This is a genomic window from Sphaerisporangium krabiense (assembly GCF_014200435.1).
GTDB lineage: Bacteria > Actinomycetota > Actinomycetes > Streptosporangiales > Streptosporangiaceae > Sphaerisporangium > Sphaerisporangium krabiense.
Window position 1 is genome coordinate 2,443,152 of the sequence record NZ_JACHBR010000001.1, and the last position, 21,982, is coordinate 2,465,133.

The 21,982-nt window shown below is 70.6% G+C and carries 17 protein-coding genes and 1 tRNA gene; 14 read left to right on the plus strand and 4 right to left on the minus strand.

Features of this window, described 5'->3' with window-relative positions; genetic code table 11:
- Window positions 1-162 precede the first annotated feature (162 nt).
- From gyrB to BJ981_RS10720, 5 genes are all read left to right on the plus strand, one after another.
- Window positions 163-2,106 carry a DNA topoisomerase (ATP-hydrolyzing) subunit B gene (gene gyrB / locus BJ981_RS10700; RefSeq protein WP_443729007.1) on the plus strand — a complete coding sequence of 648 codons (1,944 nt, stop codon included), beginning with the start codon at window positions 163-165 and terminating at the stop codon, window positions 2,104-2,106.
- A 51-nt stretch (window positions 2,107-2,157) separates the two neighbouring features.
- On the plus strand, window positions 2,158-4,668 hold the full coding sequence (gene gyrA / locus BJ981_RS10705; protein ID WP_184610401.1) for a DNA gyrase subunit A: 2,511 nt from the start codon (window positions 2,158-2,160) through the stop codon (window positions 4,666-4,668).
- A 200-nt stretch (window positions 4,669-4,868) separates the two neighbouring features.
- Entirely contained in the window at window positions 4,869-5,696 is an 828-nt protein-coding gene (locus BJ981_RS37925; RefSeq protein ID WP_239139357.1) for a DUF3566 domain-containing protein, read from the plus strand.
- 197 nt (window positions 5,697-5,893) lie between these two features.
- A tRNA-Ile gene (locus tag BJ981_RS10715) sits at window positions 5,894-5,970 on the plus strand.
- Window positions 5,971-6,126: 156 nt separating this feature from the next.
- The gene (locus BJ981_RS10720; protein WP_184610403.1) at window positions 6,127-6,402 is read left to right on the plus strand and encodes a hypothetical protein; all 276 of its coding nucleotides are present in this window, start codon (window positions 6,127-6,129) and stop codon (window positions 6,400-6,402) included.
- Window positions 6,403-6,565: 163 nt separating this feature from the next.
- Here BJ981_RS10720 and BJ981_RS10725 read toward each other — a convergent pair whose 3' ends face one another.
- Complete coding sequence (locus BJ981_RS10725) at window positions 6,566-7,159, minus strand: hypothetical protein (RefSeq protein WP_184610405.1); 594 nt, start codon at window positions 7,157-7,159, stop codon at window positions 6,566-6,568.
- A gap of 308 nt (window positions 7,160-7,467) precedes the next feature.
- On the opposite strand from BJ981_RS10725, the gene BJ981_RS10730 reads away from it, so the two are divergent.
- The 6 genes from BJ981_RS10730 (at window position 7,468) to BJ981_RS10755 (ending at window position 13,558) form a co-directional block, all read left to right on the plus strand.
- The gene (locus tag BJ981_RS10730) at window positions 7,468-8,265 is read left to right on the plus strand and encodes a nucleotidyltransferase domain-containing protein (RefSeq protein WP_184610407.1); all 798 of its coding nucleotides are present in this window, start codon (window positions 7,468-7,470) and stop codon (window positions 8,263-8,265) included.
- A gap of 213 nt (window positions 8,266-8,478) precedes the next feature.
- Window positions 8,479-9,399, plus strand: coding sequence for an STM4015 family protein (locus BJ981_RS10735; protein ID WP_184610409.1), 921 nt, complete (start codon window positions 8,479-8,481; stop codon window positions 9,397-9,399).
- The gene (locus BJ981_RS10740) at window positions 9,396-10,511 is read left to right on the plus strand and encodes an STM4014 family protein (protein WP_372436935.1); all 1,116 of its coding nucleotides are present in this window, start codon (window positions 9,396-9,398) and stop codon (window positions 10,509-10,511) included. The genes BJ981_RS10735 and BJ981_RS10740 overlap by 4 nt, the downstream gene beginning before the upstream one ends.
- Complete coding sequence (locus BJ981_RS10745) at window positions 10,508-11,314, plus strand: STM4013/SEN3800 family hydrolase (RefSeq protein ID WP_443729008.1); 807 nt, start codon at window positions 10,508-10,510, stop codon at window positions 11,312-11,314. The genes BJ981_RS10740 and BJ981_RS10745 overlap by 4 nt, the downstream gene beginning before the upstream one ends.
- Window positions 11,311-12,594, plus strand: coding sequence for an STM4012 family radical SAM protein (locus tag BJ981_RS10750; RefSeq protein WP_239139358.1), 1,284 nt, complete (start codon window positions 11,311-11,313; stop codon window positions 12,592-12,594). Before BJ981_RS10745 ends, BJ981_RS10750 begins: the two co-directional genes overlap by 4 nt.
- 103 nt (window positions 12,595-12,697) lie before the next feature.
- Window positions 12,698-13,558: an STM4011 family radical SAM protein gene (locus BJ981_RS10755; protein ID WP_239139359.1), complete on the plus strand. Its 861-nt coding sequence runs from the start codon at window positions 12,698-12,700 to the stop codon at window positions 13,556-13,558.
- Between the two features lie 71 nt (window positions 13,559-13,629).
- Here BJ981_RS10755 and BJ981_RS10760 read toward each other — a convergent pair whose 3' ends face one another.
- The 3 genes from BJ981_RS10760 to BJ981_RS39085 form a co-directional block, all read right to left on the minus strand.
- Window positions 13,630-14,814, minus strand: a complete 1,185-nt coding sequence (locus BJ981_RS10760; protein WP_239139360.1) for a DUF6745 domain-containing protein — start codon at window positions 14,812-14,814, stop codon at window positions 13,630-13,632.
- Window positions 14,815-14,869: 55 nt separating this feature from the next.
- Window positions 14,870-15,190 (minus strand): DUF8820 family protein, encoded by a 321-nt coding sequence (locus BJ981_RS10765; RefSeq protein WP_184610417.1) that lies wholly within the window; start codon window positions 15,188-15,190, stop codon window positions 14,870-14,872.
- A gap of 164 nt (window positions 15,191-15,354) precedes the next feature.
- Window positions 15,355-15,891 carry a PLDc N-terminal domain-containing protein gene (locus BJ981_RS39085; RefSeq protein ID WP_239139361.1) on the minus strand — a complete coding sequence of 179 codons (537 nt, stop codon included), beginning with the start codon at window positions 15,889-15,891 and terminating at the stop codon, window positions 15,355-15,357.
- A 151-nt stretch (window positions 15,892-16,042) separates the two neighbouring features.
- Here BJ981_RS39085 and argG point away from each other — a divergent pair, with 151 nt between their 5' ends.
- The 3 genes from argG (at window position 16,043) to BJ981_RS10785 (ending at window position 21,930) form a co-directional block, all read left to right on the plus strand.
- Window positions 16,043-17,491, plus strand: a complete 1,449-nt coding sequence (gene argG / locus BJ981_RS10775; RefSeq protein ID WP_184610418.1) for an argininosuccinate synthase — start codon at window positions 16,043-16,045, stop codon at window positions 17,489-17,491.
- A gap of 97 nt (window positions 17,492-17,588) precedes the next feature.
- Window positions 17,589-18,275 carry a flavin reductase family protein gene (locus BJ981_RS10780; RefSeq protein ID WP_184610420.1) on the plus strand — a complete coding sequence of 229 codons (687 nt, stop codon included), beginning with the start codon at window positions 17,589-17,591 and terminating at the stop codon, window positions 18,273-18,275.
- A gap of 139 nt (window positions 18,276-18,414) precedes the next feature.
- The gene (locus tag BJ981_RS10785; RefSeq protein ID WP_184610422.1) at window positions 18,415-21,930 is read left to right on the plus strand and encodes an NIDO-like domain-containing protein; all 3,516 of its coding nucleotides are present in this window, start codon (window positions 18,415-18,417) and stop codon (window positions 21,928-21,930) included.
- Window positions 21,931-21,982 lie beyond the last annotated feature (52 nt).

Sequence of the window (21,982 nt, forward strand, 5' to 3'; positions counted from 1 at the left end):
AATGAAGACGGATTCCGGACACGTCCGCATGCGAGACACCCCCGGCCACGGGTCGGTACCCCCGGGTGGTCGCATCGAGGCACTCACGACGGTGACGGGCACGGCAGGGTCGGCTTCATCATGCCTGACCTGCCGCGTGTCCGCGGCAGGAGGATTTGGCACTTGTCCTACGACGCTAGCTCTATCACCGTTCTCGAAGGTCTTGAGGCGGTTCGAAAGCGCCCCGGCATGTACATCGGGTCGACGGGAGAACGCGGCCTCCACCACCTGGTCTACGAGATCGTGGACAACTCGGTCGACGAGGCCCTCGCCGGGTACGCCGACCACATCGAGGTCACCCTCCTCGCCGACAACGGCGTGCGCGTCGTGGACAACGGCCGAGGCATACCGGTCGGCATCGTCCCCGGCGAGCAGCGCCCGGCCGTCGAGGTCGTCCTCACCGTGCTCCACGCGGGCGGCAAGTTCGACAGCAAGTCGTACGCCGTCTCCGGTGGTCTGCACGGCGTCGGCGCCGCGGTCGTGAACGCCCTGTCCTCGCGCCTGGAGGTCGAGGTCAAGACGGACGGCTACATCTGGCGCCAGTCCTACACCCGAGGCGTGCCCAACGCCCCCCTGGACCGCGGCGAGGCGACCGCGGAGACGGGCACCACGACCAGGTTCTGGGCCGACGACTCGATCTTCGAGACGACGTCCTGGAGCTTCGAGACCTTGTCGCGCCGCTTCCAGGAGATGGCGTTCCTCAACAAGGGCCTGACGATGGTCCTGCGCGACGAGCGGCCCGACCACGTCAACGGCGAGCCGCACGCCGTCACCTACCACTACGAGGGCGGCATCGCCGACTTCGTCCGGCACATCAACTCGAAGAAGGAAGCGGTCCACCAGTCGGTCATCGACTTCGAGGCCGACGGCGACGGCATCTCCGTCGAGATCGCCATGCAGTGGAACTCCTCGTACACCGAGTCGGTCTACACCTTCGCGAACACGATCAACACCGCCGAGGGCGGCACCCACGAGGAGGGCTTCCGCGCGGCGCTGACCAGCATCGTCAACCGCTACGCGCGCGAGCAGAAGATCCTCAAGGAAGGCAAGGACGACAACCTCACCGGCGAGGACATCCGCGAGGGCCTCACGGCGATCATCTCGGTCAAGCTGGCCGACCCTCAGTTCGAGGGTCAGACCAAGACCAAGCTGGGCAACACCGAGGCCAAGTCGTTCGTGCAGAAGGCCTGCAACGACTCCATCCGCGACTGGTTCGAGCGCAACCCGGGCGAGGCCAAGGAGATCCTCAACAAGTCCCTCCAGGCGTCCCGCGCCCGCATCGCCGCCCGCCAGGCCCGCGACCTCACCCGCCGCAAGTCCCTGCTGGAGGCCGGCTCCGGGCTGCCCGGCAAGCTGGCGGACTGCCAGTGGACCGAGCCGGAGAAGTGCGAGCTGTACATCGTCGAGGGCGATTCGGCGGGCGGCTCGGCCAAGGGCGGTCGCGATCCGAAGTACCAGGCGATCCTCCCCATCCGCGGCAAGATCCTCAACGTCGAGAAGGCCCGCATCGACAGGGTCCTGAAGAACGCCGAGGTCCAGGCCCTGATCACCGCGCTCGGCACCGGCGTGCACGCGGAGTTCGACATCACGAAGCTCCGCTACCACAAGCTCATCCTCATGGCGGACGCCGACGTCGACGGCCAGCACATCACCACCCTGCTGCTGACCTTGCTGTTCCGCTTCATGCGGCCGCTGATCGAGGCCGGGCACGTCTACCTGTCCCAGCCTCCCCTCTACAAGATCAAGTGGGACCGCAAGGGCGAGGACGCCAGCTACGCCTACTCCGACCGCGAGCGCGACGCCATCATCGAGGCCGGCGTCGCCCAGGGGCGGCGCGACCCGCGCCTGCACGACGGCATCCAGCGCTTCAAGGGTCTGGGCGAGATGAACGCCTCCCAGCTCTGGGAGACCACCATGAACCCGGCCACCCGGGTCCTCCTCCAGGTCACCCTCGACGACGCCGCCCAGGCCGACGAGATGTTCACCGTCCTCATGGGCGAGGACGTCGAGGCACGCAGGTCGTTCATCATTAGAAACGCACGGGATGTCCGATTCCTGGACGTGTAGCGGCAGCCGTACGGACCTATCTGGCTCATCTCGTAAAAGGACACATCACCCGTGACTGAAGTCAACGTCCCGCCGGGGACCCCCGCTGACCGCATCGAGCCCGTGGACATCCAGTCCGAGATGCAGCGCAGCTACATGGACTACGCGATGTCCGTCATCGTGTCCCGGGCTCTTCCCGACGTCCGTGACGGTCTCAAGCCCGTGCACCGGCGTGTTCTCTACGCCATGTACGACGGCGGGTACCGCCCCGACCGCGGATATTTCAAGTGCTCCCGCGTCGTCGGCGACGTGATGGGTTCCTACCACCCGCACGGCGACGCGTCGATCTACGACACCGTCGTGCGGCTCGCCCAGCCCTGGGCGCTGCGCTACACGCTGGTCGACGGCCAGGGGAACTTCGGCTCCCCCGGCAACGACCCGGCGGCCGCCATGCGGTACACCGAGTGCCGGCTCGCGCCGATCGCCATGGAGATGCTCCGTGACATCGACAAGGAGACCGTCGACTTCCAGCCCAACTACGACGGGCGCTCCCAGGAGCCGGTCGTCCTGCCGTCCCGCTTCCCGAACCTCCTGGTCAACGGCGCGGCCGGCATCGCGGTCGGCATGGCGACCAACATCCCGCCGCACAACCTGCGCGAGGTGGCGGAGGGCGTCCGCTGGTGCCTGGACCACCCGGACTCCTCCGACGAGGAGCTCCTGGAAGCGCTGATCGCCCGCATCAAGGGCCCCGACTTCCCGACCGGCGCGCTCATCGTCGGCCGCCGCGGCATCGACGACGCCTACCGCACCGGCCGCGGCTCGATCACGATGCGCGCCATCGTCGAGGTCGAGGAGGACGCCAAGGGCCGCCAGTGCCTGGTCGTCACCGCCCTGCCGTACCAGGTGAACCCCGACAACCTCGCGCTCACCATCGCCGAGCTGGTCAAGGACGGCAAGGTCTCCGGCATCGCCGACGTCCGCGACGAGACCTCCTCGCGCACCGGCCAGCGCCTGGTCATCGTCCTCAAGCGCGACGCGGTCGCCAAGGTCGTGCTGAACAACCTGTACAAGCACACCCAGCTCCAGACCACGTTCGGCGCGAACATGCTGGCCCTGGTCGACGGCGTCCCGAGGACCCTCCGTCTCGACCAGTTCGTCAAGCACTACGTCGCCCACCAGATCGAGGTCGTCGTCCGGCGCACCCGCTACCTGCTGCGCAAGGCACAGGAGCGCGCCCACATCCTCAGCGGCCTCCTCAAGGCCCTGGACCGCATGGACGAGGTCATCGCCCTGATCCGCCGGTCGCCCTCGGCGGCCCAGGCGGTCGGCGGCCTGGTCGAGCTGCTCGAGATCGACGAGATCCAGGCGCAGGCCATCCTCGACATGCAGCTGCGCAAGCTGGCCGCCCTGGAGCGCCAGCAGATCATCGACGAGTACGAGAGCCTCATCACGCAGATCGCCGACTACCAGGAGATCCTGGCGTCGGAGTCCCGGCAGCGGCAGATCGTCTCCGACGAGCTCGGCGAGATCGTCAGCCGGTACGGCGACGAGCGCAAGACCGAGATCATCGCCTACGACGGCGACATGTCCATCGAGGACCTGATCGCCGAAGAGGACATGGTCGTCACGATCACCCGCGGCGGCTACGCCAAGCGCACCCGCACCGACCAGTACCGCGCCCAGAAGCGCGGCGGCAAGGGCGTGCGCGGCGCGCAGCTCCGCCAGGACGACATCGTCGAGCACTTCTTCGTCACCACCACGCACCACTGGCTGCTCTTCTTCACCAACAAGGGCCGCGTCTACCGGATCAAGGCGTACGAACTGCCCGACGCCGGCCGTGACGCCCGTGGCCAGCACCTGGCGAACCTTCTCGCCATGCAGCCCGACGAACATGTCATGGAAGTCCTCGATCTCCGCGACTACGAGGTGTCGCCGTACCTCGTGCTCGCCACCCGCAGCGGCCTGGTGAAGAAGACCCGGCTCGCCGAGTACGACTCCCCGAGGTCCGGCGGCCTCATCGCCATCAACCTCCGCGACGACGACGAGGTGATCGCCGCGCGGCTGGTCTCCGAGGACGACGATCTGCTGCTCGTCTCGCGCGGCGCCAAGTCGATCAGGTTCACCGCCTCCGACGACGCCCTGCGCCCCATGGGCCGGGCCACGAGCGGCGTGATCGGCATGCGGTTCATCGACGGCGACGAACTTCTGGCGATGAACGTCGTCAGCGACGGCGCCGACGTGCTTATCGCGACCGAAGGAGGGTATGCGAAGCGGACACCCGCGGATCAATATCCCGTACAAGGCAGAGGCGGGCAGGGTGTACTGACTGCGAAGATTGTCAGTGCCCGTGGCAAGCTGGTCGGAGCAGTCATGGTGAGTCCCGAAGACGAGGTGTTCGCGATCACCTCTGCCGGCGGGGTGATCCGTACGAGCGCGGGCGAGATCAAGCAGTCCGGCCGTCAAACCATGGGAGTGCGCCTGATGAACTTGTCCGAGGGGGATAGCGTGGTCGCCCTCGCCCGCAACGCCGAGTCGCTGGACACCGAGGAAAACGGGGACAACGGGGGAGATGACGCCGAATGAGCCCACAGTCCAACTCCGGTGGCTCCGCCAAACCTCCGGGAACCCAGAACCGCAAGCGCACCACCGCGACCAAGGGCGCCAGACCCGCGTCCTCGGTCAACTCATCGACGCGCAACCAGGTAACAGAAAGCGTGAACAGCCCGGATGCTCCCGGTAAAGTCCGCGCGGCGTCCGACCAGGCGGATGAAACAGTTGTGGTCGTGACCAGTGACGACGCCGCGGCGGCCTCCGCCGGCGACGGCCAGGCCGGCGGCAAGGGCGGCCCCGCCGAGAACGAGAGCCGGGACACCATGCGCATCCGGTCGTCCTCCATGCCCGACAACTCGTGGCCGTCCACCCCCGACGGGCCGGGCGGCGGTCCGACGCGGCCCTCCCAGAAGCCTCCGTCCACGCCTCTGCCACCCACGGGCTCCTCGCCCGCCGGTCCCCGCCCCGCCGCGGGCGGCCCCGGCGGTCGTGGCCCCGGAGCGCCCGGCCCCGGCGGCCCCGCGTCCGGTCCCGGCGGCCGTCCGGCCACCACGGCCAGGCCGGCCACCGGCCCCGCGGACGGCGGCAAGCCGCACGGCCTCGGCAACGTCTCGGCCCTGGCCACCCCGGACCCGATCGTCGGACGCTCGGAGCAGCGCGACGGCAAGCCCGCGCCGCTGAAGGCCCCGCGCAAGGCCCACCTGGTGCTGCGCAGGATCGAGCCGTGGTCGGCGATGAAGTTCAGCTTCGTCGTCTCGCTGGTCTGCTTCGTGGTCCTGTTCGTGGCCGTCGCCGTCCTGTACGGCGTGCTGTCCGCGCTCGGCGTCTTCGACTCGATCGTGAACACCGTCACGCAGCTCACCGTCCCCGACGGCAAGACCAGCAGCGGCATCGACATCAAGTCGTGGTTCGAGCCGGTCCGCATCCTCGGCTACACCGCCCTGCTCGGCGCCGTGAACGTCGTCCTGATCACCGCACTCTCCACCCTCGGCGCGGTCATCTACAACGTCGCCTCCGACCTGGTCGGCGGCGTAGAGGTGACCTTCAGCGAGGCCGAATAACCACCGCCCAAGGATGTCGTCGGGTGCCCAGCACACCACCCCCCACACCCGACGACATCCCAGCCCGCGCCTCCACCCCCCGACAACGACTCTCGCCCCATCGGCCCACGCACCCCCAGAGCACGGTAAGCTTTCCCGTGTCAGAGAGACGATTCGCCTCCGCCCAGCGAAGACGATAGTCTTCTCGTCACCCACACGGGGCTATAGCTCAGACGGTTAGAGCGCTTCCCTGATAAGGAAGAGGTCCCAGGTTCAAGTCCTGGTAGCCCCACCAAAGGTCACAGGCCGTTTTCCGATCTTCGGAGAGCGGCCTTTTCTATGTCCACGTGTCCAACTGCGTGGCCCGCCGAGCCCGTAGGCCGGCCGGTCATTCTTCGCGATGGGTCGAGGGCAGACGAGAGATCGGTCGGGAGCTGCATACGCTTCTCGCGTGGACGGAAAGCCGATCACGATCACGCTGTCAGCTGATCAAGCTCTTGTCCTGTCGGACTGGCTGGAGCGCTTGGAGGCCGACACCGCGCTGCGGCGAGTTGTCGATGACCCAGCCGTTTGGTCCGCGCTCCACACCATCGGCGGGACCCTGGACAAGTCGCTCACCTTGATATTCAGCGCCGACTACACCGATCGTCTGGCATCTGCGCGGGAGCGACTCATCGAAGCCCTCGGAGGTTTCGATCCTGATACCGGTGAAGGGTCGCAGGTGTGAGTCCTGGCAGGTTCGCCACTATGGGGGAGGCCGCTCCCCGACGGGAAGCGGCCTGATCAGTTGAGTGACTATCTCGCTCGTTCGCGGGCGGGAGGCGGTGCATGTCGTTCGCCGGGAACGGGGAGTGCGTTGTTCATGGCAGGGGCAGTGAGGCGTTTCTGGTTCATGGGGCCAGGGTGATGCTGAGGGCTTGGTCGTTGTAGTAGCTGCCTACGTAGGCGGCCTGTGCCCAGGCGCGGGAGGGGTAGGAGTTGTAGCCGTTGAGGGAGCCCAGGGCGCTGTCCGACTGGTTGTTCTCGAAGGCGCTGACCCGGTAGGCCCACCCGATCGGCTCCAGGTTGTACGTGCCGTAGTTGTAGAGGCCGAGCATCGCGCCGCCCTCGCGGTCCCAGAACGCGTGCTCGTAGGCGCAGTACCAGCCGTAGTCGCAGGTGATCCTGGCGTAGGTGGAGACGACGCCGTGGTTGGTCGGCAGCGGGAATGTCATGACCACCTTTCCGCCCTTTCCGCCGCCCGTGGACCTGTCTCCGGTGGACTCCCAGACGATCTGGTTCTTGCCCTGCTGTCGTCCCCCGTGGGCGGCGATGTGCTTGTCGATCTTGCGCTGGAGGTCGGCGTCGTCGGTGGACGCGAAGGACTCCGCGTTTCCGGCCGGGGCCGGAGACGGCGTGGGCGGTGCGGCGTGGGCGGGTGGCGTGAGCGCCAGGAGCGACGCGGCGGCCGTTCCGGCGAGTAACGCGACCTTGATCCCTCTCATGTGATCCCCCGGTTGCTTGAGTGCGGTGACGGGCGGATGCCCGTCACCTTGATCCTGACAGTGCGCCGCCGTCGCGAACAATTGCGAAAGCAGCCAGATATCGCCGGATTACTGCCAGCTTCGCGGCTATGGCGGTGCGGTTTTACGGGCGGTGTGGGGGAAAAGTCGCTTGACGGTGATCCTGCCGGCGTGGTGAATTCTTGCCGGTGCGTGTCCGGGACCCGGCGGGGGCCAAGGCCGGCCATGGACGTGCGGCACGGACGAATTCGCGTACGTCGACATGGGGAACGAATAGCGAGGATGGGGCCGTGAGCTGGGTCAAGCATTCCAGGCCGGAGTTTCGGGCCATCGCCGACGAGCTGACCATTCTGCGCTGTCAGGTCGGCTCCGGAGTGCACGGCACCGCCATCGCCGGCACCGACGACCGCGACGAGATGGGCATCTGCCTGGAGCCGCCGGACTACGTGATCGGCCTGCGCCGTTTCGACCAGTACGTCTTCCGCACGCAGCCGGAGGGCGTGCGGTCCGGGCCCGGCGACCTGGACCTCACCGTCTACTCGCTCCGTAAGTGGATGCGTCTGGCCGTCGCCGGCAACCCGACGGTGTTGCTGCCGCTCTTCGTCCCGGAGGCCGAGATCGTCTCCGTGACCGGCCTCGGCCGCCGGCTGCGTGCCGACCCCGGCCTCGTCCTGTCCCGGCACGCCGGCCACCGGTTCCTGGGCTATCTCCGCTCCCAGCGTGATCGCATGATGCAGTATCCCGACGGCAAGCGAACCAACCGCCCGGAACTGATCGCCCGGTTCGGCTATGACACCAAGTTCGCCGGGCACATGATCCGTCTCGGTGTGCAGGGCGTGGAATTGCTGGAGACCGGGCGGATCACGCTGCCGATGCCCGAGCCGTGGCGGTCCTTCATCGTCGAGGTCCGCCAAGGCGGGCACTCGAAGGAGGAAGTGCTGGGAATCGCCGCCGAGCTGGAGGAAAAGCTCCAGCGGCTCATACCGGTGTGCGATCTGCCCGACGAGCCGGACATGAGGCGGGTCGACCAATGGCTCGTCGCCGCGTACCAGACCGCTTGGGACGCCGGCGAGCGGGCGAGGAATTAGATTCGCCCGCCCGTGATGTGACGCACGATTGAATTCTCTTTCAGCCGTCCACGTCGAATTCGCATGAGGCCGAGCGGGTTCATGTGCTGAGGTCGGCGGGTGGGTCTTCTTCACGCGCGATGACGTGGCCATGTCCGGTGCCCGCCGCCGGAGTTCGGGTCTGTCGGTGGCGGCTGCTAGACATGGACTCCCCCGCCTTGCTGAGGAGTCCACGTGATCCACGAGCATCTCACCGAGTTCCACGGCCTGCCCGTCCGCTACGTCGGTGAGGAGAACGCACCCACCGCCGCGCAGGCCGCCTGGCGCGTCTCCGGAGATCCCTATGGAGACGACGAGGACATCGCCACGAGCATTCAGCGGTTGCTCGACGAGGTCGACTGTGGCGCGGTGCGGGCGATCGTCGTGGGGACGTGGGGGTGGGCGCACGACGACGACCGGGCCGACGTGCCGGTCCGGTTGCTCGTCGAGGCCGCTCCCCGTCTCCCCGCGCTGGAGGCGATCTTCCTCGGTGACTACGTCAGCGAGGAGTCCGAGATCTCCTGGATCGGCCAGAGTGACGTGACGCCCCTTTTGACCGCCTATCCCCGCTTGAAGCGGCTCGACGTGCGCGGCGGCGACGGCCTTGAGCTCCAGCCCGTCGAGCACGCCGCCTTGGAGACGCTTCGCTTCGAGTCGGGCGGGTTGCCGGCCGCGGTGGTGCGCGCCGTGGGCGCCTCCTCCCTGCCCGCGCTGCGCCGCCTCGAGCTCTGGCTCGGCGAGGAGCATTACAACGGCGACTCCGGGCCCGAGGACTGGGCGGCCATCGTCGCGGGCGCCGGCCTTCCCGCGCTGAAGCATTTGGGGTTGCAGGACAGCTCGCGGCAGGACGAGGTGGCCGCCGCCGTCGCGACCGCGCCGATCGTGGCCCGGCTGGAGTCCCTCGACCTGTCCATGGGCATCCTGACGGACGAGGGCGCCGAGTCCCTGCTCTCCGGCCAGCCGCTCACCCACCTCAAGCGGCTCAACCTGCGCCACCACTTCCTGAGCGTCGAGATGTCCGCCAAGCTCCAGGACGCGTTCCCCGGCGTCGAGGTCGACCTGTCCGACCGGCAGGAGCGCGACGGCGAGTGGCGCTACATCGAGGTGTCGGAGTGACCGTGCCCGGCGCCGATCGGCCAGGGCCGTTCGTGGTCGTCGGCACGCCGGGCGATCGGCGGGTGACCATGTTCGCGTCGGCCCTGCGCGCCCGCGGCCTGCCCGAGCCGTCCGTCGTCGCCTGGCGCGACGTGCTCGCCGGGGCCGAGCCTCACCTGCCCGAAGGGGCGCTGGTCCGCGTCGACTCGCCGGGGGAGGACGCCGAGGCCGACCGTCTGCTGCGCGGCCCCGGCGCGCCCACCCGCGTCGGCGGCGGCGCGGCCTGGCACGCCGCGTTCGTCCGTGGCCTGCAGCGCGTGCGCCGGGCGGTGGACGGCACGCCGGGGGCGCGGCTGCTGGGGGACGCCGGCGAGATCGCCGTGATGTTCGACAAGCGGCGCTGCCACGCCCGTCTGCTGGCCGCGGGCGTGCCCGTCGCGGCGGCGCTGCCCGTGCCCGTCACCGGTTACGCCCACCTGCGCGCGCTCATGGCCGACTCGGGCTGGAACCGGGTGTTCGTCAAGCCCGCGCACGGCTCGTCCGCCTCGGGCGTCCTGGCCCTCCAGGCGCGGGGGGCGCGGGTCAGCGCCGTCACGTCCGTCGAGCTGGTCCGCGGCGCCGCCCTTGAGCTGCACAATTCGCTTCGCGTGCGCGCCTACGCCGACGAGGCCGACGTGGCCGCGATCGTCGACGCGCTCGCGCCCGACGGGCTGCACGTGGAGCGGTGGTTCCCCAAGGCGTCCATGGACGGGCAGGTCTTCGATCTCCGTGTCGTCGTGGTCGGTGGCCGGCCGACGCACGCCGTCGTGCGCTCCAGCCGTACGCCGATGACGAACCTGCACCTCGGCGGCGCCCGCGGCGACCTCGACCAGGTGCGGGCCCGGCTCGGCGCGGCCGGGTGGCGGCAGGCGCTGGGCGTCTGCGCGCGGGCGGCGGCCTGCTTCCCCGGCTCGGTCATGGTCGGGGTCGATCTCATGATCGGCATCACATGGCGGCGTTTCGCGGTCGCCGAGGTCAACGCGTTCGGCGACCTGCTCCCCCGGCTCACCGGCCTGCCCGAGAGCGGCGCCGGCGGGCTCGACACCTACGCCGCGCAGGTCGCGCACGTCCTCGCGCCCCGGGCCGCGGCATGAGGGACATGGGCGAGATCGTCGGCACGCACGATCTCCTGCTGGTCACCCTCGACACCCTGCGCTACGACGTCGCGGCCGAGCAGCTCGGACAAGGAGCGCTGCCCACGCTGGCCCGCGTGCTGCCCGGCGGCGCGTGGGAGCGGCGGCACGCGCCGGGCAGCTTCACCTACGCCGCGCACGCGGCGATGCTGGCCGGGTTCCTGCCCACGCCCGCCGGGCCGGGGCGGCACCCGAGGCTGTTCGCCGCCGCGTTCCCGGGCAGCGAGACCACCGCCGCGGGCACCTGGGTCTTCGACGCCGCCGACCTGCCCGGCGGGCTGGCCAAGGCGGGCTATCACACGGTGTGCGTGGGCGGGGTGGGCTTCTTCAACAAGCTGACGCCCCTGGGGTCGGCGCTGCCGTCGCTGTTCGCCGAGTCGCACTGGGCGCCGTCGTTCGGGGTCACCTCCCCCACGTCCTTCGAGGACCAGATCGCCTGCGCCGAGCGGGCGGTGCGAGACCGTGACGAGCCGGTGTTCCTGTTCGTCAACGTGTCGGCGCTGCACCAGCCGAACCACTTCTACCTGCCGGGGGCGACCGGCGACTCGCGCGCGTCGCACGCCGCCGCGCTGCGGTACGTCGATCGGCACATCGGCCGTCTGTTCGCCCTCATGTGCGCGCGGCGGCCGTGCCTGGCGATCGTCTGCTCCGACCACGGCACCGCCTACGGCGAAGACGGATATGTCGGTCATCGCATTGGTCATGAGGTGGTCTGGACGGTTCCCTACGGCGAATTCGTGCTCCGGACGGGGGAGTGGACGTGAGGCCGTACGAGGGGTACGTCTACGCCTATCCGCACAAGACGGCCTATCGCCCGCTCGACCCGCGCCCGCCCCTGCGGGACGTCTGGGAGGGCGAGTGCGCCGATGCCCTCTTCCTCTACCTGCACGTGCCGTTCTGCGAGATGCGGTGCGGCTTCTGCAACCTCTTCACCAGGACCGGCGCGCCCGCCGAGCTGGTGGCCGCCTACCTCGACGCGCTCCGGCGGCAGGCCGAGGCCACCCGCGAGGCCCTGCCGGCCGCGCGGTTCGCCACCGCGGCCATCGGAGGCGGCACGCCGACCTACCTGGAGGCCGCGGAGCTCACCCGGCTGCTCGACCTCGCCGAGACGACCATGGGCGTCGACTTCGCGTCCGTCCCGCTCGGCATCGAGACCTCCCCCGCCACCGCCACGCCCGACCGCCTGGCCGTGCTCGCCGAGCGCGGCGCCACACGCGTGTCGATCGGCGTGCAGAGCTTCGTGGACGCCGAGGCCAGGGCCGCCATCCGCCCCCAGCGCCGTGCCGAGGTCGAGGCCGCGCTGGCCGCCATCCGCGCGGCCGGGTTCCCTGCGCTGAACATCGACCTGATCTACGGCATCGACGGCCAGACCCCCGCCACCTGGCGCCACTCCCTCGACGCCGCCCTGGCCTGGCGCCCCGAAGAGATCTACCTCTACCCGTTGTACGTCCGCCCGCTCACCGGCCTGGGGCTCCGCGCCCACGACTGGGACGACCAACGGCTCGGCCTCTACCGTCAAGGACGCGACCACCTGCTCGCCGCCGGGTACGAACAGGTCTCTATGCGCATGTTCCGGCTCCCGGGCGGCGCGTCGGGCACCGAGTACTGCTGCCAGACCGACGGCATGGTCGGCCTCGGCTGTGGCGCGCGGTCCTACACCTCCCGGCTGCACTACTCCTTCGAGTACGCCGTGGGCGTGCGCCACGTCCGCGCGATCATCGACGAGTTCGTGCGGCTGCCGCGCGACGCGTTCACCGTCGCCAACGTCGGCTTCACCCTCGACGACCCCGAACGCCGCCGCCGCCATCTCATCCAGTCCCTGCTGCAGGCCGAAGGGCTGGACCGCGCCCTCTACAAAACGCGTTTCGGTGCCGACGTCCTCGACGACTTCCCTCTTGACGAGTTCGCCGGGCGCGGCTGGGTGGAGGAGGACTCGGCGCATGTCAGGCTGACCCCCGAAGGGCTCGCCCACTCCGACGCCATCGGCCCCGCCCTCTTCTCCCCCGCGGTCCGTGCGCTGATGGGGTCCTATGACCTGCGCTGACGGGCGCGCGGACGCCTCCGGGGCGTCGCGCGGGTCCGGGCGGGAGCCGTTGTCGATCTGGGACATCACGCCTCGGCACGTGGCGGCGCGGCCTGTGGGCGATGTGCGGAAACCTCCCGAGCTGACCATCCTGTACCGGGGGCCGCTGGCGAGCTGCGACTACGACTGCGCGTACTGCCCCTTCGCGAAGCGCCGCGACAGTCCCGCCCGGCTGCGCGCCGACCGGGACGCCCTGGCCCGCTTCACCACCTGGGTCGCCGCGCAGGACTTCCCGATCTCGGTGCTGTTCACGCCGTGGGGCGAAGGGCTCGTCAGGTCCTGGTACCGCACGGCGATGGTGGAGCTGAGCCGCCTGGCCCACGTGCGCCGGGTCGCCGTCCAGACCAACCTGAGCACTCGCCTGGCCTGGCTCGCCGACGCCGATCTCGGCACGCTGGCCCTCTGGGCCACCTATCACCCCGGCCAGGTGGCGCACGACCGGTTCCTCGCCAAGTGCCGCGAGCTGCACGCCCGCGGCGTGCGCTTCAGCGTGGGCGTGGTCGGCCTCCCCGGCCATCTCGCGCCGGCCAGGCGCCTGCGGGCCGAGCTGCTCTCCGAGGTCTACCTGTGGGTCAACGCCGCCGAAGGGCACGTCTACACCGACGACGAGGCCGCCGTCTGGGCGGAGATCGACCCGCTGTTCGGCTACAGCAGGACGCCGCACCGGAGCCTCGGGCTGCCCTGCCGGACCGGCCACACCGTGGTGTCGGTGGACGGGGACGGCACGGTGCGGCGCTGCCACTTCGTCACCGAGACCATCGGCAACCTGTACGACGGGTCCGCCCTACGCGCGCTCCGGCCCCGCCCGTGCCCGCTCCCCGTGTGCGACTGCCATATCGGGTATGTCCACCTGGAACCGCTCGACCTGTACCGCACCTTCGCGGGAGGCCTGTTGGAACGCGTGCCCGCCGCCTGGCCACGGTGACCGGCGGATAACACCCGAGGTCCGGCCGTGGTGACCGGCCCGGAACCCTGGTCGGCCGTCGAAGTCGGTGATCAGGTCTGCTGGTGGGGCTGGTACTGGGCTGCCTGCATGCCGAAGGTCCAGGCGACGCCCTCGCGTGCGGTGGTCACCCACGGCGGCACCCGGAGGAAGTAGGTGCGGTAGGTGCCGTCCGGCTCGGGGGTCGAGTTCACCACCTCGACCATGGTGAGGGGCTCGTCGTCGGCGAGATCCGCCTTCCACAGCACCCCGGTGTCGTCCTTGTGGACGGCGTCGGCCCCGGACTCCCGCAGGTAGCGGTCCAGCCCGTAGTGCTCCAGCATCACGCGGCGCAGCTCGGCGTTGTCCTGCCGCCGGATGGCCGCGGGGGACAGGTCGGCCATGGTGGCCCCGAACTCCGCGGGGACGGGCATGCCGTGCCAGGCGTGCAGGCCGAAGCCGTCCGGGAAGGCCAGCGCGGGACCCACGGCGTGGTGCAGGCGGCCGAGATCGTCGCGGTGCAGCTCGGCCGGCCGCTCGCAGATCAGCACGACGTGCTCGAACGGCCACCACCAGCCCGCCTCCCGCGACACCCGCAGCACGCCGTCGAGCGGGGCCAGGTCGATCAGGGAGGCCCGCGCGAGGCCGTCGAAGAACGCGAGCCAGGGAGCGTCGTGCTGGCCGAGCACGGCGTCCAGCGTGGCGCGGCGCAGCAGGCCCTCGACCGGGTCGGTCGGCTCATGCGGCTCGCGGGACGTGGCGGTGCGTACGCGGGCGGGGCGGGTCTGGTCGGCGGCGAGCCGGCCGATGCCGCGCCTGATCTCGCCCACCAGCCGGTTGACCTGCGGCCAGAAGCCCCCGCCGACGAACTCCCAGGCTGCCGCCCAGGCCGTGGGAGTGAGGGCGGAGGCGGCCTGGGCGCGGACCTGCTCCCACGGGGCGGACCTGACGGGGTCGCGGACGAGCGGGCCGGCGTTCAGATCGAGGAGCGCGGGTGGCAGGAGCCCGAACCCGCGCACGGCGGCGCGTGCCTCAGCGTCGCCGGAGAGGACGACGGCGGCCGTCGCGGCCTGCGCGGGGGAGGCGAACCAGATGATCTGCCGCGGCTCCCGCAGCCCGGCCGCGTGGTACGCGGCGCGGACGCCTTCCTCGGCGGCGGACCGGTCCGCCGGGCCGGTGGCGTGCGCGGCGAGATCCCATTCGGCCGCGGCGTCGGCGAGGTGCGCGGCCAGACGGGGGTGCAGGACGGGGGTGCTCATGGGCTTCCTTGGCTGTCGTGGGGGAGAGACGGCGGGCCTGGCGAACCGGACGCCCTCAGTCGGCGACGTAGCGGTGGTAGGCGCCGGGCACGTACTCGCGCTGCCGCACGACGCGGAACCAGCCCTTCGGCAGCGAGATGGTGGCATGCTCCTCGTGCACCAGCCGCCCGCCGTCGGGCAGATGGAGGAACTCGGGAAGCCGGGAATCGCGGCTCAGGAGCAACGTGCCGGGGCCCGGGACGGCGTGCGCGTGGCCCGTCGCCTCGCCGAGCGCCAGCACGAGCCGGCCGCGCGCGTCACGGGGCGCGGCCTCAAGACGCGCGGGCACCGACTCGGCGGTGACCTGCAGGATCAGGATGTCTCCCTGACGGTACATGCGACCTCCTCGTCAACGCTTGAGAAGGTAGACCACCCGACCGACAGTTCCGGGCGGCCCGGCGCGGCGCCGTGACCACAGGAGCGCGGGGCGGCGCGGCGGCTTGGTCGCCAGGACGATCCGCCTGCTCATGGTCCGCTCCTCGCGACGCCGCCGGCGGCCGGTCAGCGACGGCGTCCCAGGGTGAGGTACGCGATCGGCCCGACCGGCTGTACGAAGACGGCGAGCCACCACAACGCCTTGCGCCCGCGTACCTGTTCGGCGGGGCGTGCCCACAGGTCCACCACCGCGGTGGAGGTGAGCGCCAGTTCGACGGACGCGAGCGCGAGGATCGCGGCACGCTGCCGCGGGGAGAAGTCCTTCCACCGCCTGTCGCCCTTGATGTCCATCTCGTCCTCCTGTCCCGGCGGGTGTTCCCTTCGCCGTACCCCCAGCGTGCCCGTTGATCCGGTCGGCTCCCAGGGACTTATGGCCCCCGCGGCCCCGCCCATGGTCGTCCGGCGTCGCCGGGGCCAGTTGGCGGGGGACTGGTCGGGGGTGGTCAGATCGGGGCGGTTGGCGAGGAGGAGGCCTCCGCCGATCCGGCGGGCAGGGCCGCCGAGGATGGCGAACGCGGGAACCGTCACGATCGCCCAGCTTTCCGCGATGAAGGGCCACCACCGCAGCGGTCCTCGCCACCGGCGGGCGAAGGCCGGCTTCACGCTGATCCGTCCACCACACAGATCGCCGGGGCGCGCTTCCTGTCGTAGAAGACCGTGCGCAGCGATCGTCCGGGCGCGGGACGCCGGCCTCGGCCGCTGATCTCACCGAGGGGGTGCATGTTCATGCATGGCTATGTATATACTTTGGGTCGTGTCTAAGGTGCTCACTTCTCTGCCCGTCAACCAGCGAGTCGGTCTGGCCTTCAGTGGAGGGCTCGACACCTCGGTAGCGGTCGCGTGGATGCGCGAGAAGGGCGCGGTGCCCTGCACCTACACCGCCGATATCGGCCAGTACGACGAGCCCGACATCTCCTCGGTGCCCGGCCGCGCCAAGGCGTACGGCGCGGAGATCGCGCGGCTGGTCGACTGCCGCGCGGCCCTCGTCGAGGAGGGGCTCACCGCCCTGGCCTGCGGCGCCTTCCACATCCGGTCCGGTGGGCGCGTCTACTTCAACACCACCCCGCTCGGGCGGGCCGTCACCGGCACGCTGCTGGTCCGCGCGATGCTCGAAGACGGCGTGCAGGTCTGGGGAGACGGCTCGACGTTCAAGGGCAACGACATCGAGCGGTTCTACCGCTACGGCCTGCTCGCCAACCCGGCCCTGCGCATCTACAAGCCGTGGCTGGACGCCGACTTCGTCAGCGAGCTCGGCGGTCGCAAGGAGATGTCGGAGTGGTTGTCGGCCCGCGACCTGCCCTACCGGGACAGCACGGAGAAGGCGTACTCCACCGACGCGAACATCTGGGGCGCGACGCACGAGGCCAAGGCGCTGGAACACCTCGACGCGGGCATCGAGCTCGTCGATCCGATCATGGGCGTGCGGTTCTGGGACCCCGCCGTCGAGATAGCCGCCGAGGACGTCACGATCGGCTTCGCCCAGGGGCGCCCGGTCACGATCAACGGTAAGGAGTTCCCCTCCGCCGTCGACCTGGTCCTGGAGGCCAACGCCATCGGCGGCAGGCACGGCATGGGAATGTCCGACCAGATCGAGAACCGCGTCATCGAGGCCAAGAGCCGGGGCATCTACGAGGCGCCGGGTATGGCGTTGCTGTACGCGGCCTACGAACGGCTGGTCAACGCGATCCACAACGAGGACACCCTGGTCGCCTACCACACCGAGGGACGTCGCCTCGGCAGGCTGCTGTACGAGGGCCGCTGGCTGGACCCGCAGGCGTTCATGCTGCGCGAGTCGCTGCAGCGCTGGGTCGGGATGGCGGTCACCGGCGAGGTGACGCTGCGCCTGCGGCGCGGCGAGGACTACTCCATCCTGGACACCTCCGGACCGGCCTTCAGCTACCATCCCGACAAGCTGTCCATGGAGCGCACCGAGGATTCCGCGTTCGGCCCGGTCGACCGCATCGGCCAGCTCACCATGCGCAACCTCGACATCGCCGACTCGCGGGCCAAGCTCGAACAGTACGCCCGGCTCGGCATGGTCGGCAGTGGGCACCCGATGCTGGCCGGCGCGGGGCAGGCGGCCTCGGTCGAGCTCATCGGCACCCTGCCCGAGGGCGGCGCCGAGGCGATCGCCTCACGCGGCGAGGTGCCCCAGCACGAGGAACTGCTCGACAACGCCGCGATGGAGTCCGGCACCGACTGACGGCCCGGACGCCGGCCGGGGCGGATGACCGCGGGGAGGAACGCGAGGTCCGTTCTCCGCCGGTGTGGTGTGGTGGGACGGTGTGAGACTGCGGGGCATGGCGGATTCCTTACATGTGCCGATCGAGCCCGGCATCCTCTACTTCGGCACGCCGGTGGTCCTCATCTCCACGGCGAACGAGGACGGTTCGGCCAACCTGGCGCCGATGTCGTCGGCGTTCTGGCTGAGCTGGCGGGCGATGCTGGGCCTCGGGGCCCGCTCGAAGACGGCGCAGAACATGCTGAGAACCCGCGAGTGCGTTCTGAACCTTCCCTCGGACGCGCTCGCGGCGGCGGTGGACCGGCTGGCGCTGACCACGGGCTCCGATCCCGTCCCGCCGGGCAAGGGGAAGCGGGGCTACCGGTTCGTGGCCGACAAGTTCGGCCGCGCGGGCCTCACTCCGGCGCCGTCGGAGACCGTGGCCCCGCCGAGGGTGGCGGAGTGCCCGGTGAGCATGGAGGCGGTCGTGGAGGCCGTGCATCGGATGGCCGAGGACGACGAGGCCCAGCGCGGCGGCGTCGTGGTCTTCGAGGTGCGCGTGCAGCGGGTGTACGTGCACGAGGAGATCAGGACGCCGGGAACGGAGAACCACGTCGACCCCGACGCGTGGCGGCCGTTGATCATGAGCTTTCAGAAACTGTACGGTCTGGGTCCGCAAGTGCACCCGTCCAGGCTGGCGACGATTCCCGAGCGCCTCTACCGGGGCCCGGACATCGAACGCGCCCGCCGGGTTCCGGCGCGGTGAGACTTATCGCACTATGGCGGCTCCAACCATTGCAAAGCACACAAGATCTATTCACGATTCTCCACGTGGGCTGTAAAGATCGCCTGATGCCCACGCCACTCTCCCAGGCGGCTCGCCCGCCCGGCGTGAAGGAGAACGTGTGTCCAGCACACCCCGGCACTGGCGAACGGTTCTGACAGGGGCGCTCGCCACCCTTGCGCTGATGCTCCCCCACGGTGCGGCCCAGGCCGCGCCGGAACCCGACAAGATCGATAAAGCCGTCATGGCCGATCTGGCCGCCGACGGCAAGGCCACCTTCTGGGTACGCCTGAAGAGCGACGCCGACCTCAGCGCCGCCCGCAAGGCCAGGACCAAGACCCAGAAGGCCGCCCAGGTCTTCAAGGCCAAGACCGAGCACGCCACCACGTCCCAGGCGGGCCTGCGCCGGCTCCTCACCGCCGAGTCCGCCGAGTTCACCCCGTACTGGATCTCCAACACCGTCCGGGTGACCGGCGACACCAAGCTGGCCGACGAGATCGCCCGGCTGCCCGAGGTGCGCCGCATCGACCCCACCCGCGTCACCAAGCTCCCCGACCCCCTGCCGGGCAAGGAGGTCGCCAAGGTCAACGCGGTGGAGTGGAACATCGACCGCGTCCGGGCCCCGCAGGTCTGGAGCGAGCTCGGCACGCGCGGCGAGGGCGTCGTCGTGGCCAGCATCGACAGCGGCGTCGACTACACGCACCCCGCGCTGGCCGCCCAGTACCGCGGCAGGCTGCCCGGCGGCGGCGTGGACCACAACTACAACTGGTACGACCCGTCCGGGTCCTGCCCGAGCGCGGCGCCGTGCGACGAGAACGGCCACGGCACCCACACCATGGGCACCATGGTCGGCGACGACGGCGGCGCCAACGCGATCGGCGTCGCCCCCGGCGCCAGGTGGATCGCCGCCCGGGGATGCGAGACCGACGAGTGCTCGGACGCCTCGCTGCTGGCCGCGGGCCAATGGATGCTCGCCCCCACCGATCTGAACGGCCGCAACCCGCGCCCCGACCTGGCGCCGGACATCGTGAACAACTCGTGGGGCGGCTCGGGCTTCGACCCCTGGTACAAGGAGATCGTCGAGGCGTGGGTCGCGGCCGGGATCTTCCCGGCCTTCGCCAACGGCAACCTGACCGGCGCGGGATGCGACTCCAGCCACTCCCCCGGCCAGTACGTCTCCAGCTACAGCGCGGGCGCCTTCGACGTCAACAACGCGATCGCGGGCTTCTCCACGCGCGGCGCCGGCGAGAACGGCGAGTTCAAGCCCAACATCGCCGCGCCGGGCGTGAACGTGCGCTCCTCCATCCCCGGCGGGTACGCCTCCGGCTCCGGGACCTCCATGGCGTCCCCGCACCTGGCGGCGACCGTGGCGCTGATCTGGTCGGCCTCCCCCGCCGTGCGCGGCGACATCGCGGCCACCCGCACCCTCCTCGACGACACCGCGATCGACGTCGACGACACCCGCTGCGGCGGCACCGCCGACGACAACAACGTCTGGGGCGAGGGCCGCCTGGACGCGTACGCCGCGGTGCGTGCCGCGCCGGCCGGTGACCTCGGCGGGGTGCGGGGCACCGTCACCGCGGGCGGCTCGCCGGTCGCGGCCGCGACCCTGAGCGTGAGCGGCCCGGTCACCCGGACCGCCACCACCGCCGAGGACGGCTCCTACGCCCTCCCCCGCCTGATCGCGGGCGAGTACCAGGTGACGGTGGCCAAGTTCGGGTACCAGGACGCCGCCGCCGCCGTCACCGTCGTCGCCGACCAGACCGTGGTCAAGGACATCACCCTGACGCCGCTGCCCTCCGGGACGGTGTCGGGCACGGTGACCGCCGCGGGCGCGCCGGAGCAGGGGGCCACGGTCGCCGTCACGGGCACCCCGGTCAGCGCCGTCACCGACGCCGCGGGCCGCTACCGGCTCACCGTGCCCAACGGCTCCTACGAGCTGAACGTCACCCCCGTCTCCCGCTGCGCGGACGCCCTCACCACGCCGATCACCGTGAACGGGGACCTGGCCAAGGACGTCGAGCTGCCGCGTCGCATGGACACCTTCGGCTACACCTGCGCCGAGACCGCGGGCACGTTCGTCGCGGGCGCCGAGAAGCACGCGCTGACCGGCGACGACGCGGCGCTGCCCGTCACGCTGCCGTTCACGTTCCCGTTCTACGGCGCCGGCTACACCGGCGGCTGGATCAGCACCAACGGCTTCCTCAGCTTCACCGCGAGCAGCACCGCGGCGAGCAACGGAACCCTGCCCTCCACCGCCGCGCCCAACGCGGCCCTCTACCCGTACTGGGACGACCTGGTGCTGGACGAGCAGTCTGGCGTCTACACCGCCACCCTCGGCACCGCCCCGAAGCGCACGTTCGTCGTGGAATGGCGCAACGCCCGCTTCTACTCCGAGGCCTCCCAGCGGGTCACGTTCTCCGCGCTGATCGGCGAGGACGGCTCGATCGGCTACCGGTACCGCGACATCGCCACCGAGCGCGCCGCGGGTACCAGCGCCACGATCGGCATCGAGGGCCCCGGCGGCGCCGACGCGCTGCAGTACTCCTACAACAGCGCCGTCCTCAGGGACGGCCGGGCGCTGACGTTCACCGCGAGCCGCCACGGCCTGCTGTCCGGCGCCGTGACCGACGCCAACGACGGCAGGCCGCTGGCCGGGGCGACGGTCAAGGTCGGGGACGTGGCCACCTACACCACCGGCGAGTCCGGGACCTGGCTCGGGCAGATCCCGGTCGGGGACTACCGGCTTGAGGTGTCCAAGGAGAACTACGGCACCGTCACCCAGGAGGTCACCGTCACGCCGGGGACGCTCACCCGGGTCGACACCGCGCTGGCGACCGGCCGGGTGACCGCGTCGACCGCCGAGCTCACGCTGGTCATGCCCGCCGAGACCACCAGGAACGGGACGGTCCAGCTCATCAACCTCGGCGCCGCCACCGCCTACACCGTGGTCACCGAGCCCGCGCAGGGCTGGCTCACCGTGACCCCCGCCTCGGGGCAGCTCGCCAAGGGCGGCACGGTCGCGCTGAAGGTGACCGCCTCCAGCGCCGGAGTCCCGCCGGGCACGGTCAGGAGCGGCAGGCTGCTGGTGCGCTCGGCGAGCGGGCGCGACCCGCAGATCGCGGTCGCCGTGAACGTCGTGGTGCCCAAGTACCAGGTCGCCATCGACGCCGGCGGCGGCAAGGACCTCACGGACGCCGTCGGCGACCGCTGGACCGCCGACCGCAAGTACACCGCGGGCGGCTCCGGCTACGTCGGCTCCGGCACCAAGGCGAGCACGTCGAACAGGACGATCGCCGGCACCGGCGAGCAGGAGCTGTTCCGGCGGGCCCGCGAGGGCATGCTGGAGTACCGCTTCGACCGCGTGCCGAACGGCACCTACACGGTCGAACTGGACTTCGCCGAGATCAAGGACACCCGCCCGGGCCGGCGCGTGTTCGACGTCATCGTCGAGGGCCAGCTCGCGATCCCCGCCCTGGACCTGGCCCTGGAGGTCGGCGCCTACACCGCCACCACGCGGCAGTACACGGCGAAGGTCACCGACGGCCAGCTCAACGTCCGCTTCGCCGACCGATCGGGCGACACGCTCGTCAACGCGATCCGCATCTCCGAACGCCCGGACAAGACCATCACCTGACCCACCGAGCCCCACCGGTCCGTCCCGACCCCCGCGGCGAGACGGACCGGCG